Here is a 17,469-nt window from a genome sequence, read left to right as displayed (position 1 = left end):
CCCCTCCCCGTAAATTAAGAAATTCTCTAGTATACATTATCCTTAGAGACAACTATAGTCTATTTGTACGGCGAAAGATGACGAAATAAAGAAATAACAAATTAAAAATAAAAAATTAAAAAACCTTTCTATCCAACAATTTGGGTCCAACCAACTTCCTTAAGCTTTTCCGAAACTTGAGAATTGGTCGTGGTTAGTATTATTTGCCTCGAACGTGATAGATCTGTTAAATATTCAATAATGTCATTCCAGAGGTTCTGGTCATCAGGCATTTTTCCAATGGAGAAGATCAAAGGAAGTTTAGTGTTGTAGTTAAGAGCTAACTGAGCAATCGCCATCCGATAAGCAAAATAGTCACGTTTTGCCATGTCCAGAGCACTTTGTGGTTTCCCTATTTCTCGTTGGCTGAAGAATTCTCTTACAATCTTCGCGGCGTCATACTTTAAGGCATTACCGTTATTTACTTCCCATGTGTTGATTGAGCTTTCAAATAACTTTTGGGCGTCATGAAAGGCTTGCAGCAAACTTTCATAACTCATCCATTCTTTCTTAACAGTCTCAATTTCTTCTTCTAAGACGACTAAGGAAGGACGTTTTTGTAATAATTGTAAACGCTGTTCCGCCTGTAACCGCTTACTGTGCATCTCAGCCTGTTCATTTTGCCAAGAGGTAAGTCTTGCAAGACGATTCTCGTCCGAAATCAGGGCTTCTTTTTCCAGCTCTGCTAATGGTTCCAGTTTTTTAGAAAGACCTTCCAAGTTTCGATTACCAAGCATAGACTGTAATTTGGCTGAACACTCGCTTAATCTTCTTTCTGCTCGGTCTTTTGCTCTTAGTTCATGAGCTGCTTTAAGGATTGCAGATAAGACGTCTTCCCGATCGCTTACAGGTATGTTCCAGCCGACGAGTTTTTCTTGAAAGCTTTCTGTGAAGGAGTGTAACTTATTGGTTTCTTTCTCTGAACTTTCAATTAACGATTGGCGTTTTTTATGCAGATGGGATAACTGAAGTCTTTTTTGATTGCAGCTTTTCCATCCATCAAGCCATGCCGGAAAATCAGAGACATTAGTCATGAAAAATGTTTGATTTAATAATTCATTACGTGTATGGACGATCTCAAGCAGAGCTTCTTCATTGTCAATTTCAGTTTGCAATTGAACTAGTTGCTCTTGTATTTTTTCGATGTTTTCTTTTTGTTCACGAAACTTCATAAGACGGTTCTGGAACTCCTCAAAATTTTGAACATGAAACCTTTCATATAATCGATTAATACGCGATCTAAGCTTTTCCTCGATACTATTTCTGCCTAAATGGTTTTTTAAAGTATGATCTATTGAGCGACTGATTTTCGATGTTTGCCATTTTTTCAATTGCTTTTCCCAGCGTTCAACTCGATATTTATCGTCTTCTGTTATAGCTGTCATTTCTGCAAATTCCTGAAGGCGAGTTTTCTCTTCGGAATATTGTAATCGGGTACGTTGCAAAGCTTCTTGATAGTTAATTGAGTTGTTGAGTTGTTCCTGAGCAGAATTCCTTTCATTATAAAAGCTGCTCATTCGTTCCTTTTCTTCATTTGATCCTTCATAGCCACAGGTTTCTAAAAAAATTTTAAGTTGTGTTATCATGTCGGTTAATTTTTTAATGATATGGTCGTATCGTTTTACCTGAGCTTGAAGATCTGCCCACTCAATACATTCTTCCCGTAAACTCTCTAGGAACTCCCACTCAATAATTGAATTGCTTGTCAAGGCTGTTAGATTGATTTCAGCACAGCGGATTTCCTCTTCTGAATTCATAATTTCCGTTTGGAGTCGGCGTAATTCCCGATAGTCTTGGTTTTGGTTTAACAATGACAATCGCTCTTGTATTTTATTAATAGAGTCAATTTTATTTGCCAGGATTGCTTCACCTTCCTGGAACTGATTGATCTCAATGATCAGTAACCGTTCCTCCTCTTGCTGACGGTGAGAGTCTTCCCAGTCTTGTCTGAGAGTATCGTATTTAGCTTTAACCAGAGCTATTTTCCCCTTTTGTTCATTTAATTTCTGCATCGCACCGGCAAAACAAGCTTTTACTTTAAGGGGTGATAGTTCTTCATCGCCGCTCAAACAAAGGTTATTAATTCGCTGGCGGAGTTGATCGAGATCATCGATGTCTGACCAATTGACGATTACCCCCAGTTGAAAGAGTTGTAGTTTTATGCCAAATATGTATTCGCCTAATACTGATGAGTCGGAAAGCGACACATCCTGCCCCGTTATTTCATCCTTAATTAAAGCTGAGGTAGGAATAAAATCATTGTTCTCTTTCAGATAATTCTGATGTATACTGCAACGATTATTTTCATCACCGCTGAAGACTAGCTCTAAGAAACTCGTGTTATTAAAGAATTTCATACTACCCGGTGACGTTTGAGGACTAAACAATTTCAGTAATAACTCAATCAGTGATTTTTGTTGGGTTTCGTCTTTAAAAAGCAGATAAGCAGGGCTTGCAGGAAATGTCCAAGTGACATTCCCAAGCCCCTTTAACCGGCTGCCTTTGATATGTTCAATTTTCATAACTTATCCTTCCCTGTTCGAGAGCTGCCAGTCCGATTTTTTTAATCAACTCCCATTGCTCTTGTTCTGCCGGAGTTCCCGCCGTAGATTGATACTCTTTGATCTTTTGAAAATAAACTTGAGCTAGGGAAAGATAATTGCTCTCTTCCAGTGAGGTTTTATTCGATATTGAGAAATCCGGCGTCATAAAGTCCAACCCGAACTGAGAATCGGCTTCAGTTTGAGAGGTAACTACTTCGATAAACCGAAATTTTTCACTAAGTAACTTTTGTAAGGTATTTATGTCTGCTTCCTTCGGTACTTGATTTACTAAGGCTATTCTATATAAATGTTGCTCACGATCTTCAGTACTTGTTTCTGACAATAATTTTGCAATAATGGTTTTATAGTCATGATGAAAGTCAAGATATTTCGTAATATATTGCCGCTGTCCTAATTCCCGAAATTCTATCTGAACATGACCTTGTTCTAGTTTGCCGACGATCACACCATGGGGCCCTTGCTCGTTAAAACTTCTGGCTTCAAGAAAGCCGCTATCTGCCCAGATGGTTTTTCCGGCTTTCTGAATTCCGCTAAAGATCGCTTGATGCCCCAAACCTAGATATGCCAACCCGCTGGCCGCAATATGCTCGGACCTAAGAGAGAAACTTTTGGGACTATTTGATTCGGCTGCCTCAGAATGGAGCAGCATAATCGGTAGAGTTCCATCGTCTTTCGCTCGAAACTCCTGATTGAGTACAGTCCTGTCTTGTTGATAAGCAGTCCAGCCAGCCCCATATATGCTGATATTATGACTTTTAAGGTTAAAGCAACTGATTTCACCGGAAAATATCTGGACATTGCTGGGCCATACAGCAAGTCGATACGCAGATGTCATAACATAAGGGTCCTTTTCGCCTGGAACAATGAAAACACTCATTGTTTTTAAAGCGCCTAAGGATTTTGCTACCCGTTCAACCGTTGACTTGCGGGTATATTCTTGCTCGAATAAATTCCCGGTTATAAAAAGCAAATCAATCTTTTCAGATTGACAGATTAAAAGCATCGTCTCAAATGTTTTCCATAAGTCTTGATTACGTTGTGAAATCCATTCTTCAGGACCTTCCCAATTGGGACTGTCAAAGCGACACCCCGAGCATTGTAAAAAACGAATTTGCGGAGACATACCTTCACCTCAATCCCGATATTCAATGTATGTTGGTATGTTTACTTCGGTTAAATTATTAGGTAGAGGAATAATTTAATTTTACTATAGAACGAAAGCAATAAACCATAGGCCATTAAGCTCAGAAAAATATGTACTAGTTTTTATACTAGTTTTTCTTTCAATACTATTATCGAAAAAAATCGTTAAAGTATTAAGATAACATGACCGAAGACTAGATTTGGAAGCGATGCTCTATCCTTTTCCCTAAACAGAAAAGGGTCCCATCAAAACTCGACAGGACCCCAAAATCAGGAGGATAATATTAAAGTAACCAATTATGGAATATTAATTCATTCTCTCGCTATCTAAGAATGGCTCGAAAGAAAAGAATCCCCATGAGGGAATTCTTTAGGGTTTATTTCATATAGTGAAACCCAGTTTCACAATCGTAACAAAGGTCGTATGCTTCCATTGCACGTGCTTCTCTGGGATGTAATTCATTGCTGCTATTTGAATAGATTCCTCGTGCTCCCTCTTCCCAACTGTTAAACTCTGCAGCTATTCCTTGAGATTGTGTCCATTCAGAACCTCTTTTTCCTTCCTCTCTCACCTGAGTCATCCTGATCACCTCCTTAAGATCTATCTTATCTGTTTGAAGTCAGAGAAATGTTTCATATAATAAAACTTCGTTTCATTATATCTGATATTACTTGTATAATACCATAGAGAGCTTTTTGCTTCAAGTACTATAAATCTAAAATACATTTATTTCTATATCTCATATTTTAAGGGAACTAATCAAAAGAGTCAATATATTTTGTAAAATCAGAAGATAAATATTTTTATAATAATATATTTTATATCTTTATCGCAACCCCTTCCCTTCTATTGAATAGGGGCTGTTTCAAAATGTGTAAACGCTTCTCATTAAACAAAACCCTGCATAATAGCGGTTCGAATCTACTTATATGCAAGGTTTTATCCAGTTTTTAAGCCCCCCACTTCTATAAGTGGGGGTGGGTCCTTCGTTAACTTCAGGCGGGGTAGAGTCCTCCTTCGCCGCTAAGAATCCTTTTGGGAAAGGCGGCTCGCCAATAATGTCCACTGGACATTATTGTATATGAAGCCCTGATGTTCAGCTTAAGCGTAAGCGAGTTCACTTATAAAAACAGATAGATATTCATAATGCAATGGACCCTTGTATTGTTATTTCTCTTTATGAAATAAATTTCTGAACCATTTTCGAATGCCTATTTTGAGGGCAGGTTTTTGTTTCGGTTCTGGTTTGCAACCTGTAATTAGTCCAAAACCAAAGTAGTAAAGGTTTTTTTTCATAAAATTTGCATTGCGTTGAAGTCTTTTGTACAAACCGGGTTGATTTTTTATTTTGAGCGGAAGATCTTTGAGTAAAAGCCAATCTTTTTTAAGTTCACTTATAATTGTGTTGCTGTTGTTTCTCATTGGCTGCGGATTTTCGATGGATACCTCTTCAAATCCTGCGTCTGCTAAAGTATTAATCCATTCTTCATATAACAATGGATTTGTTCCGGAACCGAAACAGTCCTCCATCTGTTTTTGAATTGGTAAAGGTAATTCCTTTAATAAGACCATTTCCAGATCTGCAACTTTGCCGTGAGGTTTTAGAACTCGATAGAATTCTTGATAAACGTTCACTTTATCTAAAAAGACTGTTATTGACTCAGCCACAATTACGTTAAATGAGTTCTCTTCATAAGGAAGGTGGTAAACATCTGCAATCTCGAAGCGAACTAAATGGGAAACTCCTTCCTTTTCAGCTCGTTTTTTAGCTTTTTCTATCATTATTGGATTTATATCGATCCCCACTATTTTACAGCCCACAGTTTTGGCAATATAACACGCTGTGAGGCCGCTGCCACATCCAGCATCCAGAACATAGTCTTCAGCCTTCAATCGCAGAGCAATTAGATTCTGTCTCGTAGCGGGAAATCCTCCTGGATGAGAACTGCCAATACCAAGCCAGGCGATAAGTTCAAAGTAATTCATATCTTCAACACGTTTACTGCTTGCCAATGCCTCACCCCCTTTATTCACGGTTATATGGTATATTATTCCAGTCATACTTCTTTCGAAAGTTGTTTCAAAAGATAGAATAAGAAAAAGCAACTCAGGCTTAAAAACCTGAGCTGCTACTAATTGAATAATAATATTAATCGTTTATGTCTGCTGTGAAAATATAATAGAACCAGATATTTTCGTCTAAAAACCTAAATACTAACCATTGACTATTTTCTCTCTTAATTTTTGAACCATTGAAGGAACATTAATTTGCATCGGACAACGTTCGACACAGCGTCCGCAGCGCAAACAGGTGAATACAAGAGGAGCGGCTTTCTCCATACCACCGGCCACAAAAGCTGTCCAGACAGATCCAATTCCACTCATATAGATATGTCCGAAATGGCCGGCAGTAATTTGGAAAACGGGACATTCATACATGCATCCCCCGCAGCGAAGACAATGAAGAGCTGCTTTATAGTCATCTTGTTTGGCCATAGTGCTCCGTCCGTTATCGACAAAGATAACATAGAATTCTTTTGGCCCATGAGCCCCATAAGTGGTAACCTTTTCAATGTCGCCTGTTTTACTTGGCCCGCTGATGATGTTCACATAACCGGGAACACCATATTGAGCATATCTCCAGGTAACTTCCGTTACTTTCATAGCCTCTTGAAAGGTCGGAACAATTTTTTCAATGCCTACCATGACGATATGAACTGGAGGAGCTCCTGTTGCCAGACGAACGTTGCCTTCATTTTCAATAATCACCATTGCTCCAGTATCTGCTGCTACAACATTGGCGCCGCTAATTCCTACATCAGCATTAAAATACTTTTCTCTCATGAAATCGCGTACCGCAGCAACTTCTTGAGCAATATCAGGAGGAACTTCTTTATCGAAAAACTTGGAGAAGATCTCTGCTACTCGTTCCCTCGGCACATGAATTGAAGGTGACAGAATGTGCATGGGCCGTTCTTTATTAAGCTGTAAGATAAATTCCCCTAAATCTGTTTCCCATACTTCATTCCCCTGTTCTTGAAGATATTCGCGCAGAGAGAGTTCTTCCCCCAGCATACTTTTTCCTTTGACAATGGTTTTTCCTGTCCCAATAATTTTAGCGGCTAATTCTAAAGCTTCTTGCTGGTCTTTGGCATAGAAAGCTTTGCCTTTGTTGCGGTCAACAGATTCCATAGCCTGTTTTAGTAACGCTTGTTGATTGGCAATAGAATTTTTTTTAATTTCACGAACTTCAGCTGCTAATTCCTTTGTATGCGGAAAGCGCTCTAGAGATTCGGCGGTCGTTTGACGATAAGACTTAACTGCTCGTGAGATGGCCTTTTCTATATTTTCATCCTTACTTGCCATGGTGATGTCTTTGCTGTAACTGTTAAATTCTTTTTGTAAATCAGTCATTAGTCTTCAAACCCCCTATAGAGATATTCAATGAGATCTTCAACAATCGTACTGTCGTCTTTCGTTTGTCCACCGAGTAAAGCAGCAAGGCAATAGGGGCAGGAGGTTAAGATAATATCAGCACCGGTTTCTTTAAGCTCATTAATTCGGCGTGCTGCGATAGTATGGGAAAGTTCAGGATAAAGAAGTTTGTTGGGGCCGCCGCAGCATGTAGTCCATTCCCGATTGCTGTAGGCTTCTTGGACAGATACTCCTATACTGCTTAAAATATCCCGAAGTTCTTCGGTTATTTCCATTTCACGAGCTAAACGACATGAATCGTGGATGACAACCGTTTTATTGAGTGTTATTTGCGGCAGATTGCTCCTTTTTTCCCAAACTAGTTCAACAAACGTTTTGATGTCATATTTAAAATCTTGAACGATTTTAGGATAGATATATTTAAGCACTTCGGCAGCATGAGGTGATAAACAGACTATTGTTTTAGCCTTACTCTCTCTGAAGACTTTAGAGACTTTAAGAGCATAAGTTTGCATATCAATGTTAAAGCCCAATTCGGTCAGTAAAGCGCCGCTGTATAATTCCTTGTCACCTGAATAACACAGGTCGTAACCCAACTTTTGCAGAATGACCGCTGCTTTATACGAAATTGAGTTGAAACGTTCCCGGTCTTTGGCCAGCACAGAGGCATAGATTTTTTCAGCGTTAATTCCTGTTTTATTAATGAGATTACGAGCTCCCATCATGAACGAAAATACTTTGCTTCCTTGGTCCATCACCGTCATTGTACTCACCAAAGAATCAATAAAAGGCAGCAGCTGATATTCTCCGCCAGTATAAAACAGTAGATCTCCTTGGCTGGGCAGGTCAAGATCTTTAGCCCAGGCCGCAACTTCGGACCCCTTTAGTGCTAATGGATTACCGTTTTTAACGATATTGCCACGTATAATTTCCAATACAGGAGGAAGTTTTATTTCAACAGCCATATTATCCCATCCATTCTTTATGTAGAATTAAAGTATTATTATAATTAAATTAAAAAATTAGCCAAATGTAAATAATTTTAAATGATGTATTATGTATTCAATAAAATAAGGGGTTGCACCATACTGATTTTTCAGTCGTGCAACCCCAATCATCAAAATTACAAATATATTGTTAGCAAAAACAAAAAAGAAGTATCAATAAAGTAAATAATAATTGCAAAATTTAAGTGATATTTAAACTTTTTAAAATGCAATTAAAAATCCTTATTGTTCTTTAGCGAGCATGATAAATTTTAGTGAATTCAGCAACTGCCTTTTCAATATTTGCTTCATGGCCCATTTCGTTGAGAGTTTCCCCCACGATTTGTAAGGCTTTTACAAACATTTCTTCTGTGGCATTTCCCATATGGCCGATGCGAAAGGCCTTACCTGCTAATGAGGCCAATGCACCCGCAATGACCATACCTCTCTCAGCCAGGCGTTTACGAAATTCCACATCGTTAACGCCTTCAGGATAAAGGACACAGCTCAGCGTGGGAGCAGCTATAGCCTCTGAAGCCAAAGGTTTCATTCCATAAACTATTAAACCCGCTCTTACAGCTTTCCCTAAGGCAGCATGACGCCGGTAGCGTTCGCTTAATCCTTCAGCCATAACAAGTTCCATCCCTTTGTTAAAGGCATAAATCATGTTGACAGGTGGAGTAGCATAATATTTTCCGGGGTCTTGCATAATAGGAAGCCAATTTTTGATGTCAGTATAGTATCCATGAACTTCAGTTATTGCTTCACGTGCTGCTAGAGCTCTAGGTCCAAAGGCAACGATGGCAAGACCGGGCGGAACACCGATTGCTTTTTGTGAACCGGTTAAGACAACGTCAATAGTATATGAGGGACCACCGTAGGCTTTTTGCATATCTTCTTCAATTGCAGCAGCAGCACAGACTCCATCGAGGATAAAAAGTGCACCGGACTTCTTAACTGCTGGAACTAATTCATCCAGATTGGCCATTATACCAGTCGAGGTATCAACGTGAGTCACGGTTACGGCTTTAAAGTCTCCTGAGGCTAATTTCTCTTCAACAACCTCTTTACGGACATGTTGCCCCCATTCAGCTTGAATCGTCTCGACTTGGATGCCAAACGCCTTAGCTAAAGGAATGAAACGGTCGCCAAAATAGCCGTGACTGATTACCAGCAATTTTTCGCCGGGAGCAACGGTATTGATAATGGCCATCTCCATCGCAAGGGTTCCTGAACCGGCAACAACAAATACTTCCCCATTCGTGTTAAAGAGCTTTTTCGTTTGTTCTAAGCTATTCTTGAAAACTTTGACAAAGCGTGGATCCGTGTGAGCGTAGGTTTCGCTTGACAGTGCATCATAAATTTCATCCACAACGGGTGTCGGCCCGGGAATGAGCAACATGTCCTTATTTCGCATGATCTGACTCCTTCTTTCATTTTATTCAATCATTTTAGTATTTCCTGCTGCCTTTAATATATAAATACTAATTGCTATAATTTCTCCTTAAATCGAATAATTCCTGCATGCTGTTTCATTTTTTGTTGGAAGACAGACAATTATGTAAATAATGTATTATGCAATAGAATTAAAGTCCCGTCGGACTTGGTGTTGTCCGACGGGATCTTTTAGGCAGACTTTAAAGAAGCAGTTGAGTTAATGTCCTGTTAGTTTGAAGTTTCTTCAGGTGCGTCTTCCGGAATATCTTCGATTAAAGCGTTTTCGACCAGGGCACTAAGGTGTTCCATTTTCATACCTAGTTTATAATATTTATTCATATCATTAAATTGGTCAATACAGTTGTGACAAGGGATACATCCAATCTTTGCTCCAGTAGCTACTAATTGATCAACTTTGGGCTTGGCTTTAATCATCCGCATTTGCTTCGTTGCTGCTACAGCTAAGGCTCCTCCGCCGGCTCCGCAACAAATGTTGTATTTGCCTTCAGGATTCATTTCGCGATAATCCATAACAGTATTCTTAATAACATAACGTTGGGGTTCATAGACGCCTTCTTTACGAACCGTATTACAAGGATCATGCATGGTTACGGGAACCGTGTTTTTCGTTTTATCGAGTTTTAGTTTGCCTTCTTTGATCCAATCGGCATATATTTCAACAATATGCCGTACCGGAATTGGTTTCCCATCCCAGTAGTTGCGCGCAAACTGTCTTGTTGACCGGAAAGCATGGCCGCATTCCGTTACGATAATTTCTTTAGGGTTTAACCTTTGTGCTTCTTCAAAGAGCGGTCGTGATATTTCACAGAATTCATCATCTTTACCGGTAAACAAACAAATGTTGGTAGCATCCCAGCGTTTGGTGCTAATGGTATAGTTCGCCTTAGCTGCATGGAAAACGTGCAAAATGGTTTGTAAATCGGCAGGATAGTGTTTAATTTCACGCGCATTAAAACAGAACATAAAGTCTGCATTGGGTTTATCAAGAGGAATTTTGTAACTCGGATCCTTAAGCTGTGCTTGAAGCAATTCTTCAATCCACTCTAAGGTCTCAATGTAATCAATTTGTTCGACACCCATTTGATTTCCTGTACGAATATGGTCGTCAGCGATAACTTGTAAATGTCCAGGCGGAACCGGTGTCTTGCCGCGAAACGCTCTCGTAATCGCTGCGATGTTGACTCCCATGGGACATTCAACAGTACATCGTTCACACATCGTGCAATTCCAAACAAATGGATCATTCTCAGCTTCTTCACGCATACCGAGTGCTACTTTGCGGATAAATTTGCGTGGATCCTGATCCTCATGCAAATCACTGTAAATACAGCCTGCTGTACACATACCACAGGTAAGGCAGTTTGAGAAATCGTATTTTTTCAAGATCCCGGCGATCTCATCACGTAACGTAGGATCTAAGCTTTTAACTCTAATAGGTTCTCCCACGATTAATTCACCTCCGGCCTATTATTAATATTCACTAGGAAGATCTTTTAATTGAGCCATTGAAAAGACAGGTCCGTCTTTACAGACATATTCAGTGCCAATATTGCAGCGGCCGCAAATTCCCAGCCCGCATTTCATCCGCATTTCTAATGAGGTATAAATACGTTCAGGCGGGAAATTCAATTTTTCCAGGACAGGCAAGGTGAATTTAATCATTGCCGGTGGTCCGCATACTACTGCATAGGTATTAACTGACGACGGAGCTATTTGCTCGGTAATAGACGGGATAAAGCCAACATGCTTTGTCCATCCCTCAGCTGGTCGGTCAATGGTAGTGACAAGATTAATGTTGGGATTATTTTCCCAGGCAGCTAATTCTTCCTTGTAGAGCAATAAGCCAGGGTTTCTTGCTCCGTAAATGACCGTTATATCCCCGTAGTCACCGCGATGGGCCGGATCCAACATATACACAGCCAGAGCCCGAAGGGTTGTAAAGGCAAATCCACCGCCGATAATCACAAGATTTTTCCCTTTGAACTCTTCAACAGGATAATAGTTGCCCATCGGTCCTCGAACGCCTACCATGGTCCCTTCTTCCATCAAGTGAAGGGCATTGGAGACACAACCAACTTTAGCAACGGAAAATTTCAGAATGCCAGGTTCAGTGGGAGAAGTTGCTATGCCAAAGGGAGCTTCTCCATAGCCAAAGGCACTGAGTTCGGCAAATTGACCGGGCATATATTTGAAGTTTTCCTCATCTTGTTTATTAAGAAATTCGAGGGTAAAGGTATTAATATTTCTGTCTTCGGTCTCAACTAAATTTTTAGCGAGCCTCATAGTTATCGGAAGATAAGGATTCTGTTCCATTATTCCACCACCAATTCTGCTTTGTTTACGCCATCAATGACCTGACGCATATCCATGTTTACAGGGCAGCTGCGGATACAGCGGCCGCAGCCAACACAGGCGATGTCTCCGTTGTTATGCACAAAATAGTTGAATTTGTGCATCATCCGTTGGCGCCAGCGGGCTTTTTGAGTACTTCGAGGATTATGACCAGATCCGTGCAGAGTAAAGAGCGGCGCCATGCAAGCATCCCATGTTCTTACGCGGCTTCCGGAATTTTGGCGCACTTCTTCAGAAATATCGAAGCAGTGGCAGGTCGGGCAGGAGAAGGAACAGGTATTGCAGCCTAAGCACTTCTCTTGCAAGTTTTCCCAATATGGGTTGTCAAACATTTTGTCCAGTTTTTCCGTAATTGTGGAAACATCGACTTGACTTGTAGTTTGAGCACTTTTAACAGCGTCCACCAATGCTTGTTCCTGAGCAGTTAGTTCGGAAAGGCCTAAATCTCCCAATAATGCCTTACCCTTTTCCGTAATGGTTTCGAGCTCATAGGCATCTCCTAAATCTATGAGAAAAATGTCTGCACCTTCGCTGCTGGCAGGAGAAAGACCCATTGAAGAACAGAAACAGGTTGGAGCAATCGTTTTACATGCCATACCGATTACGACGGTGTTCTTGCGTCGCTCATAGTAGTAGGGATCTTGATATTGATCATTTTTGAAAACCTTGTCCAGCAGGAGCAGCCCTTTTGAGTCACAGGGCCTTACTCCAAAGAGGATCGTTTTCTCGGCCTGCAGTTCGTTTTTAACAGTGACATCCTTACCGTTTTTGACATAGGATAAGAGTTTTTCATGCTGAGGAAAGAAAAACGATTTAGGAGGAAGTTTGGAATTGAGATAATCTTGCTTAACATCTGAAAAGTTCTTGACTGCTTTGTAGTTCACTCCGCCAGCTTCACTGACCGGAGCAATGAGTCTGTAGTCTGAGGACAAAGCATCGATGGATTGGCCAAATTTTTCTTTACTTATCTTCATGTCTTCACCTCACTCCTTTACCAAAAACGCTTCGGGGTCATCCCCGCTGTATACATTAAGAGCTGGTTTAACATCTTCGCTGATCCCGGATTCATGCTGGTACATTTCCAGCACATCGCGGCTCATCTTACGATTTAGAGCACGAATGTCGACTCCTTGGGGACAAGCTCTGCTGCACGTGCCGCAATCAACACATCGGCCGGCCAGATGGAGAACACGTCCTGCTTGGAAAAACAGATTCTCGGCACGGTTGACTCCGCCCGTTAACCAACGAGGAGTATTGCAATCGACGAAACATTCCTGACAATAACAGAGCGGGCAGGCATTACGGCAAGAATAGCAGCGAATGCATTTATCCATTTGTTCGCCAAAGTAAGCTTCACGTTCACTATCGGATTTCGCTTCCATCTCCAAAACATCGGCAAACAAGACTGCTTGCTCAGGAACTTCCACAGTTTCCCCGAGGTGAATGTCTTCAATGACTGGGTTAGGATAACGGCATGTTTGGCATGTAGCATCTTTTACTTCAGCAAAGGTAAACTCGCCGCTTCCCGACATACCTTTGACTGAAATTTTTCCGTTGGCCATGGTAGCTTCGATAATTTCTCCAAGTTCATTTTCAATTTTTCTCTTATCGACAACCCCTTGACAGGAAACCCCGATGATGTATAAATCATCTTTGACTAATTGGTTTTCCTGCAGGAGTACGACTAAAGCCCTGCTGTCACAGCCCTTAGTGATAATGGCTTTTTTGCCGGGAATCTTATAAGAAAAGGCTGCTAAATTGTTTTCACAGGTTTCATCCCAAACGAGTTTGTCGACATCCTTCACTGTTCGTACAAAGCAAGGTGTTGCTTTCAGAGGCAAAGAACCTTTTTCATATCCAATGACGACGTCAACTTTACCATCGGCCAGTAATTGGCGGGCCGTTTCTCGGATCTCTTCAGTAACACTACTCATCCGTTCCACCCCCGTCTTTTACTTTAAATACACCGTTATTAGGTCCCAGTGCAGCAACTCGCTCCGTTACTCCTTTAACTACTTCAGAGAAACGAACGCCCTCTGCTGCTGATACCCAAGAAAAACTGACTCGGTCTTCTTCTAAGCCAACGTGTTTTAGAAGAGACTTAATTAAGGCGAATTTTCTACGGGCAACATAATTACCGCTGATATAATGGCAGTCACCAGGGTGACATCCGGAAACGAGGACTCCATCAGCTCCGTTAGCCATAGCTTTCAAAAGATACAAGGGGTTGATTCTCCCGGAACATGGGACGCGGATAGTTCTGATTGTCGCAGGATATTGAAAGCGGCTGACACCAGCAAGATCGGCACCGGCGTAACTACACCAGTTGCATAAAAAGGCAGCAATCTTAGGCTGGTATGCTTTATTATCCGTATCAGATACGTTTACTTGACGATCTTCCATAAACATCTACCTTTCCTTAGCCTTATTAACGCAGCTCAATTTTAGAAGAAGTTTAACATTTCTACGATTTGCTCATTGGTACATCCTCTAAGATTGATGGCACCGCAACGGCAGCTGGAGGCACATGCTCCACAGCCTTTACACAGTGCATCGTTTACTACGGCAACACGGTTTTCTAAATCAACGGATACAGCCTTAGCTGAACATACGGCTTCACAAGTTCCACAAGCAGTGCACTTACGTTTATTAACGAAGGCTGTCAAACCTGCGGACTCAACCTGTTCCTTGGATAATGCCACGCCGGCACGCCCGGCAGCCGCTTTAGCCTGGGAGATGACTTCTTCCATATTTTTGGGGCTATGAGCAATACCGGCCATAAAGACACCGTCAGTACTAAAGTCAACAGGTCTTAATTTCATATGAGCTTCTAAGAAGAAGCCTTCGTTATTAAGAGGCACTTTGAACCACTTGGAGAGTTTTTTGCCATCTTCAGGCGCTTTAATGGCCGCTGCCAGGCAAATGACATCAGCCTCGATTTCGATGGGGCGATCGAGAACATGATCCTTAACCGTCACGACAAGGGTTGCCCCTTCTTTGTTAACAACGGGTTTGTCGTTTTCACTATAACGGACGAAGAGTATCCCGCTTCTGCGAGCCAGTTCGTAATCTTCTTCAAAATAGCTGTAAGTCCTCATATCACGATAAAGAACGAAGACATTAGCTTTTGGATTTTTGGCCTTGACTTTTAAGGCCAGTTTAACAGATTTGGTGCAGCAAGTACGGCTGCAATATGGGCTTTCCTCGCAGCGAGAGCCGACGCACTGGATGAATACAAAATTTTGAGCCTTAGCTACGAGATCATCATGACGAACGAGCGCTTCATCCATTTGAATTTGAGTCATGACACGAGGATCTTGACCGTAGAGATATTCCTTCGGTTGGTATTCTTGACCGCCAATCGCTATGACAGCAACACCATGACGAATTTGTTCTCCGTCATTCAAAGTTGTGGTAAAGTTCCCAAGGAAACCTCCAACGTCTTGGATTTCTTTGCCGACATGCAGCGAGATTTTCGGGTGACTGCTGACACGTTCGATCAGCCCCGCCAAGAATGCTTTGATATCTTCACCGCGGAATCCGGTGGAAAAACGTTTAGCAATACCGCCGAGTTCAGGAGCTTTTTCAACCAAATGAACAACAAATCCTTGATCAGCTAAGGATAAAGCACTGATCATTCCGGCAACTCCGCCTCCGACGACTAAAGCATCGTGATTCATTTCCATAAACACCGGTTGAACAGGCTGCTGCATTGAAGCACGGACGATAGCCAGACGGGTCAGGTCTTTCGCCTTTTCGGTAGCTTTTTCAGGTTCATTCATGTGGACCCAGGAACATTGGTCACGGATATTGGCCATATCAAATAAATGGGCGTTTAAGCCGGCTTCTTTGAGCGTTTCTTGGAATAATGGTTCGTGAGTCCGTGGACTGCAGGACGAAACGACAATTCTATTGAGTTTGTATTCCTCAATTAATTCCTTCATAGAAGCTTGAGCATCTTGTGAACATGCGTAAATTTTCTCAGTTGCCATGACAACGGTTGGCAGAGTTTTAGCATATTCAACAACTTCCGGAACATTAACAACACTACCAATGTTTACTCCGCAATGGCAGATAAAAACTCCTGTTCGGATAACGTCTCCGGCGACTTCTTTCTCAGCAGGATATTCTTTTTCACTGACGAGGGTACCTCGTTCTTGGGATAATAAAGCAGAAGCAGCCCCAGCAGCAGCACTTGCCTGCATTACTGTTTCCGGAATATCACGCGGACCGCTGAAAGCCCCCGCAGCAAAGATACCTTCTCGGGAAGTATTAACACCTGTGAGAGGTTCCAGCTCGGCAAAGCCAAACTTGTTGACTTTTAAATCTAAGGTTTGGGCCAGAGCTTTGGAACTTTCTCCTGGTTCCAGACCAACAGAAAGAACGACGAGATCGAATTGTTCAGTGGAAATTTGACCGTCTTCGTTGGAGTAGCGAATGATGGAGTCACCTGAACCGTCTTCAGCCTCAGTGACTTCGTAAATACGGGAACGGATAAAACGTACGCCTTGTTTATCCTTAGCATTATTGTAGTACTTTTCAAAGTCTTTACCCGGCGTTCTCATATCCATAAAGAAAATTGTGGTGTCAACAGGAATATGACTGTGTTCCTTGGCGATAACCGCTTCTTTGATGGCATACATACAGCAGACGCCTGAGCAATAATTTTTATTGACCTTAGCGTTTCTGGAACCTACACACTGAATCCAAGCAATCCTTTGCGGTTCTTTCTGATCAAAAGGACGAACTAAGTGACCGTCAAAAGGTCCGGAGGCACTTAAGAGGCGCTCGAATTCCAAGCTGGTAACGACACTTTTAATTTTACCATAGCCATAATATTCCAAAGACGAAGCATCGAATACTTTAAAACCGGGATTCAGAATTACTGAACCGACTTCAAGTTCGATTTCCTTGGCTTCCATATCGTGATTAATGGCACCCGCCTGACAGGCTTTGAGACACTTTTTACAAATGTCTTTGCCTTTGGCTTTGCCCATAGTTTGAAAGAGACATTTCTGAGGATCAATGGCATAGGCATTTGGAAAGGCTTGTGAATACTGTTTAAAGATCGCCTTGCGTTTCCCGATGCCTTGATTGAATTCATCATCAACTTTTACGGGGCATACTTCTGCGCAGGATCCGCAGCCTGTACATTTATCAACATCGACAAAACGTGGTTGTTGTTTAATGGTAACCTTAAAGTTCCCTGCTTCTCCCTCGGTTTTAATCACCTGGGAATTGGTATAAATGCGAATGTTAAGATGGCGCCCGCATTCAACTAATTTAGGAGACAAAATACACATGGAACAATCATTTGTAGGGAATGTCTTATCTAACATTGGCATAGTTCCGCCAATGGCTGACGATTCTTCTACCAAATGAACCAGATATCCAGACTCTGCCAAATCAAGTGCAGATTGAATACCTGCGATCCCAGCGCCTACGATCATCACGGCACCGACTTTATTTTGACTCATTATAACACCTCTTT

General features: G+C 41.5%; 13 protein-coding genes. All 13 read right to left on the bottom strand.

Annotation, left to right across the window (positions count from 1 at the left end; genetic code table 11):
- Positions 1 to 128 precede the first annotated feature (128 nt).
- A complete protein-coding gene (locus ACPUYX_RS11020; RefSeq protein ID WP_426379710.1) occupies positions 129 to 2,561 on the bottom strand; it encodes an ATP-binding protein in 2,433 nt (810 codons plus the stop codon).
- A complete protein-coding gene (locus ACPUYX_RS11015; protein ID WP_426379709.1) occupies positions 2,551 to 3,726 on the bottom strand; it encodes a metallophosphoesterase family protein in 1,176 nt (391 codons plus the stop codon). Before ACPUYX_RS11015 ends, ACPUYX_RS11020 begins: the two co-directional genes overlap by 11 nt.
- A 397-nt stretch (positions 3,727 to 4,123) precedes the next feature.
- Positions 4,124 to 4,327, bottom strand: a complete 204-nt coding sequence (locus tag ACPUYX_RS11010; RefSeq protein ID WP_426379708.1) for a hypothetical protein — start codon at positions 4,325 to 4,327, stop codon at positions 4,124 to 4,126.
- 587 nt (positions 4,328 to 4,914) lie between these two features.
- On the bottom strand, positions 4,915 to 5,808 hold the full coding sequence (locus tag ACPUYX_RS11005) for a class I SAM-dependent methyltransferase (RefSeq protein WP_426379888.1): 894 nt from the start codon (positions 5,806 to 5,808) through the stop codon (positions 4,915 to 4,917).
- Between the two features lie 153 nt (positions 5,809 to 5,961).
- On the bottom strand, positions 5,962 to 7,161 hold the full coding sequence (locus tag ACPUYX_RS11000) for an LUD domain-containing protein (RefSeq protein WP_426379707.1): 1,200 nt from the start codon (positions 7,159 to 7,161) through the stop codon (positions 5,962 to 5,964).
- The gene (locus tag ACPUYX_RS10995; protein WP_426379706.1) at positions 7,161 to 8,147 is read right to left on the bottom strand and encodes a (Fe-S)-binding protein; all 987 of its coding nucleotides are present in this window, start codon (positions 8,145 to 8,147) and stop codon (positions 7,161 to 7,163) included. Before ACPUYX_RS10995 ends, ACPUYX_RS11000 begins: the two co-directional genes overlap by 1 nt.
- A gap of 274 nt (positions 8,148 to 8,421) precedes the next feature.
- Positions 8,422 to 9,585, bottom strand: a complete 1,164-nt coding sequence (locus ACPUYX_RS10990; protein ID WP_426379705.1) for a pyridoxal-phosphate-dependent aminotransferase family protein — start codon at positions 9,583 to 9,585, stop codon at positions 8,422 to 8,424.
- A 248-nt stretch (positions 9,586 to 9,833) separates the two neighbouring features.
- Positions 9,834 to 11,072 carry a (Fe-S)-binding protein gene (locus tag ACPUYX_RS10985; RefSeq protein WP_426379704.1) on the bottom strand — a complete coding sequence of 413 codons (1,239 nt, stop codon included), beginning with the start codon at positions 11,070 to 11,072 and terminating at the stop codon, positions 9,834 to 9,836.
- Between the two features lie 24 nt (positions 11,073 to 11,096).
- Positions 11,097 to 11,939, bottom strand: a complete 843-nt coding sequence (locus ACPUYX_RS10980; RefSeq protein WP_426379703.1) for an FAD/NAD(P)-binding protein — start codon at positions 11,937 to 11,939, stop codon at positions 11,097 to 11,099.
- The gene (locus tag ACPUYX_RS10975; protein ID WP_426379702.1) at positions 11,939 to 12,952 is read right to left on the bottom strand and encodes a 4Fe-4S dicluster domain-containing protein; all 1,014 of its coding nucleotides are present in this window, start codon (positions 12,950 to 12,952) and stop codon (positions 11,939 to 11,941) included. The genes ACPUYX_RS10980 and ACPUYX_RS10975 overlap by 1 nt, the downstream gene beginning before the upstream one ends.
- Positions 12,953 to 12,961: 9 nt before the next feature.
- Positions 12,962 to 13,912, bottom strand: coding sequence for a 4Fe-4S ferredoxin (locus ACPUYX_RS10970; RefSeq protein ID WP_426379701.1), 951 nt, complete (start codon positions 13,910 to 13,912; stop codon positions 12,962 to 12,964).
- Positions 13,905 to 14,387, bottom strand: a complete 483-nt coding sequence (locus tag ACPUYX_RS10965) for a hydrogenase iron-sulfur subunit (RefSeq protein WP_426379700.1) — start codon at positions 14,385 to 14,387, stop codon at positions 13,905 to 13,907. Before ACPUYX_RS10965 ends, ACPUYX_RS10970 begins: the two co-directional genes overlap by 8 nt.
- 35 nt (positions 14,388 to 14,422) lie before the next feature.
- Positions 14,423 to 17,455, bottom strand: a complete 3,033-nt coding sequence (locus ACPUYX_RS10960) for an FAD-dependent oxidoreductase (protein WP_426379699.1) — start codon at positions 17,453 to 17,455, stop codon at positions 14,423 to 14,425.
- Positions 17,456 to 17,469: the final 14 nt, after the last annotated feature.

The sequence above is a fragment of the Desulfosporosinus sp. SYSU MS00001 genome, assembly GCF_049943955.1.
Lineage (GTDB): Bacteria > Bacillota > Desulfitobacteriia > Desulfitobacteriales > Desulfitobacteriaceae > Desulfosporosinus.
Note: the sequence above shows the minus strand (reverse complement) of the source record. Positions and strands in the feature narration are given on the sequence as shown.

Bases quoted from the DNA above. Each gene is read 5' to 3' on its own strand.
- ACPUYX_RS11015 (WP_426379709.1), bottom strand. From the start codon at position 3,726: ATGTCTCCGCAAATTCGTTTTTTACAATGCTCGGGGTGTCGCTTTGAC.
- ACPUYX_RS11010 (WP_426379708.1), bottom strand. From the start codon at position 4,327: ATGACTCAGGTGAGAGAGGAAGGAAAAAGAGGTTCTGAATGGACACAA.
- ACPUYX_RS10990 (WP_426379705.1), bottom strand. From the start codon at position 9,585: ATGCGAAATAAGGACATGTTGCTCATTCCCGGGCCGACACCCGTTGTG.
- ACPUYX_RS10960 (WP_426379699.1), bottom strand. From the start codon at position 17,455: ATGAGTCAAAATAAAGTCGGTGCCGTGATGATCGTAGGCGCTGGGATC.
- ACPUYX_RS10995 (WP_426379706.1), bottom strand. From the start codon at position 8,147: ATGGCTGTTGAAATAAAACTTCCTCCTGTATTGGAAATTATACGTGGC.
- ACPUYX_RS10965 (WP_426379700.1), bottom strand. From the start codon at position 14,387: ATGTTTATGGAAGATCGTCAAGTAAACGTATCTGATACGGATAATAAA.
- ACPUYX_RS11020 (WP_426379710.1), bottom strand. From the start codon at position 2,561: ATGAAAATTGAACATATCAAAGGCAGCCGGTTAAAGGGGCTTGGGAAT.
- ACPUYX_RS11000 (WP_426379707.1), bottom strand. From the start codon at position 7,161: ATGACTGATTTACAAAAAGAATTTAACAGTTACAGCAAAGACATCACC.
- ACPUYX_RS10975 (WP_426379702.1), bottom strand. From the start codon at position 12,952: ATGAAGATAAGTAAAGAAAAATTTGGCCAATCCATCGATGCTTTGTCC.
- ACPUYX_RS10980 (WP_426379703.1), bottom strand. From the start codon at position 11,939: ATGGAACAGAATCCTTATCTTCCGATAACTATGAGGCTCGCTAAAAAT.
- ACPUYX_RS10970 (WP_426379701.1), bottom strand. From the start codon at position 13,912: ATGAGTAGTGTTACTGAAGAGATCCGAGAAACGGCCCGCCAATTACTG.
- ACPUYX_RS11005 (WP_426379888.1), bottom strand. From the start codon at position 5,808: ATGACTGGAATAATATACCATATAACCGTGAATAAAGGGGGTGAGGCA.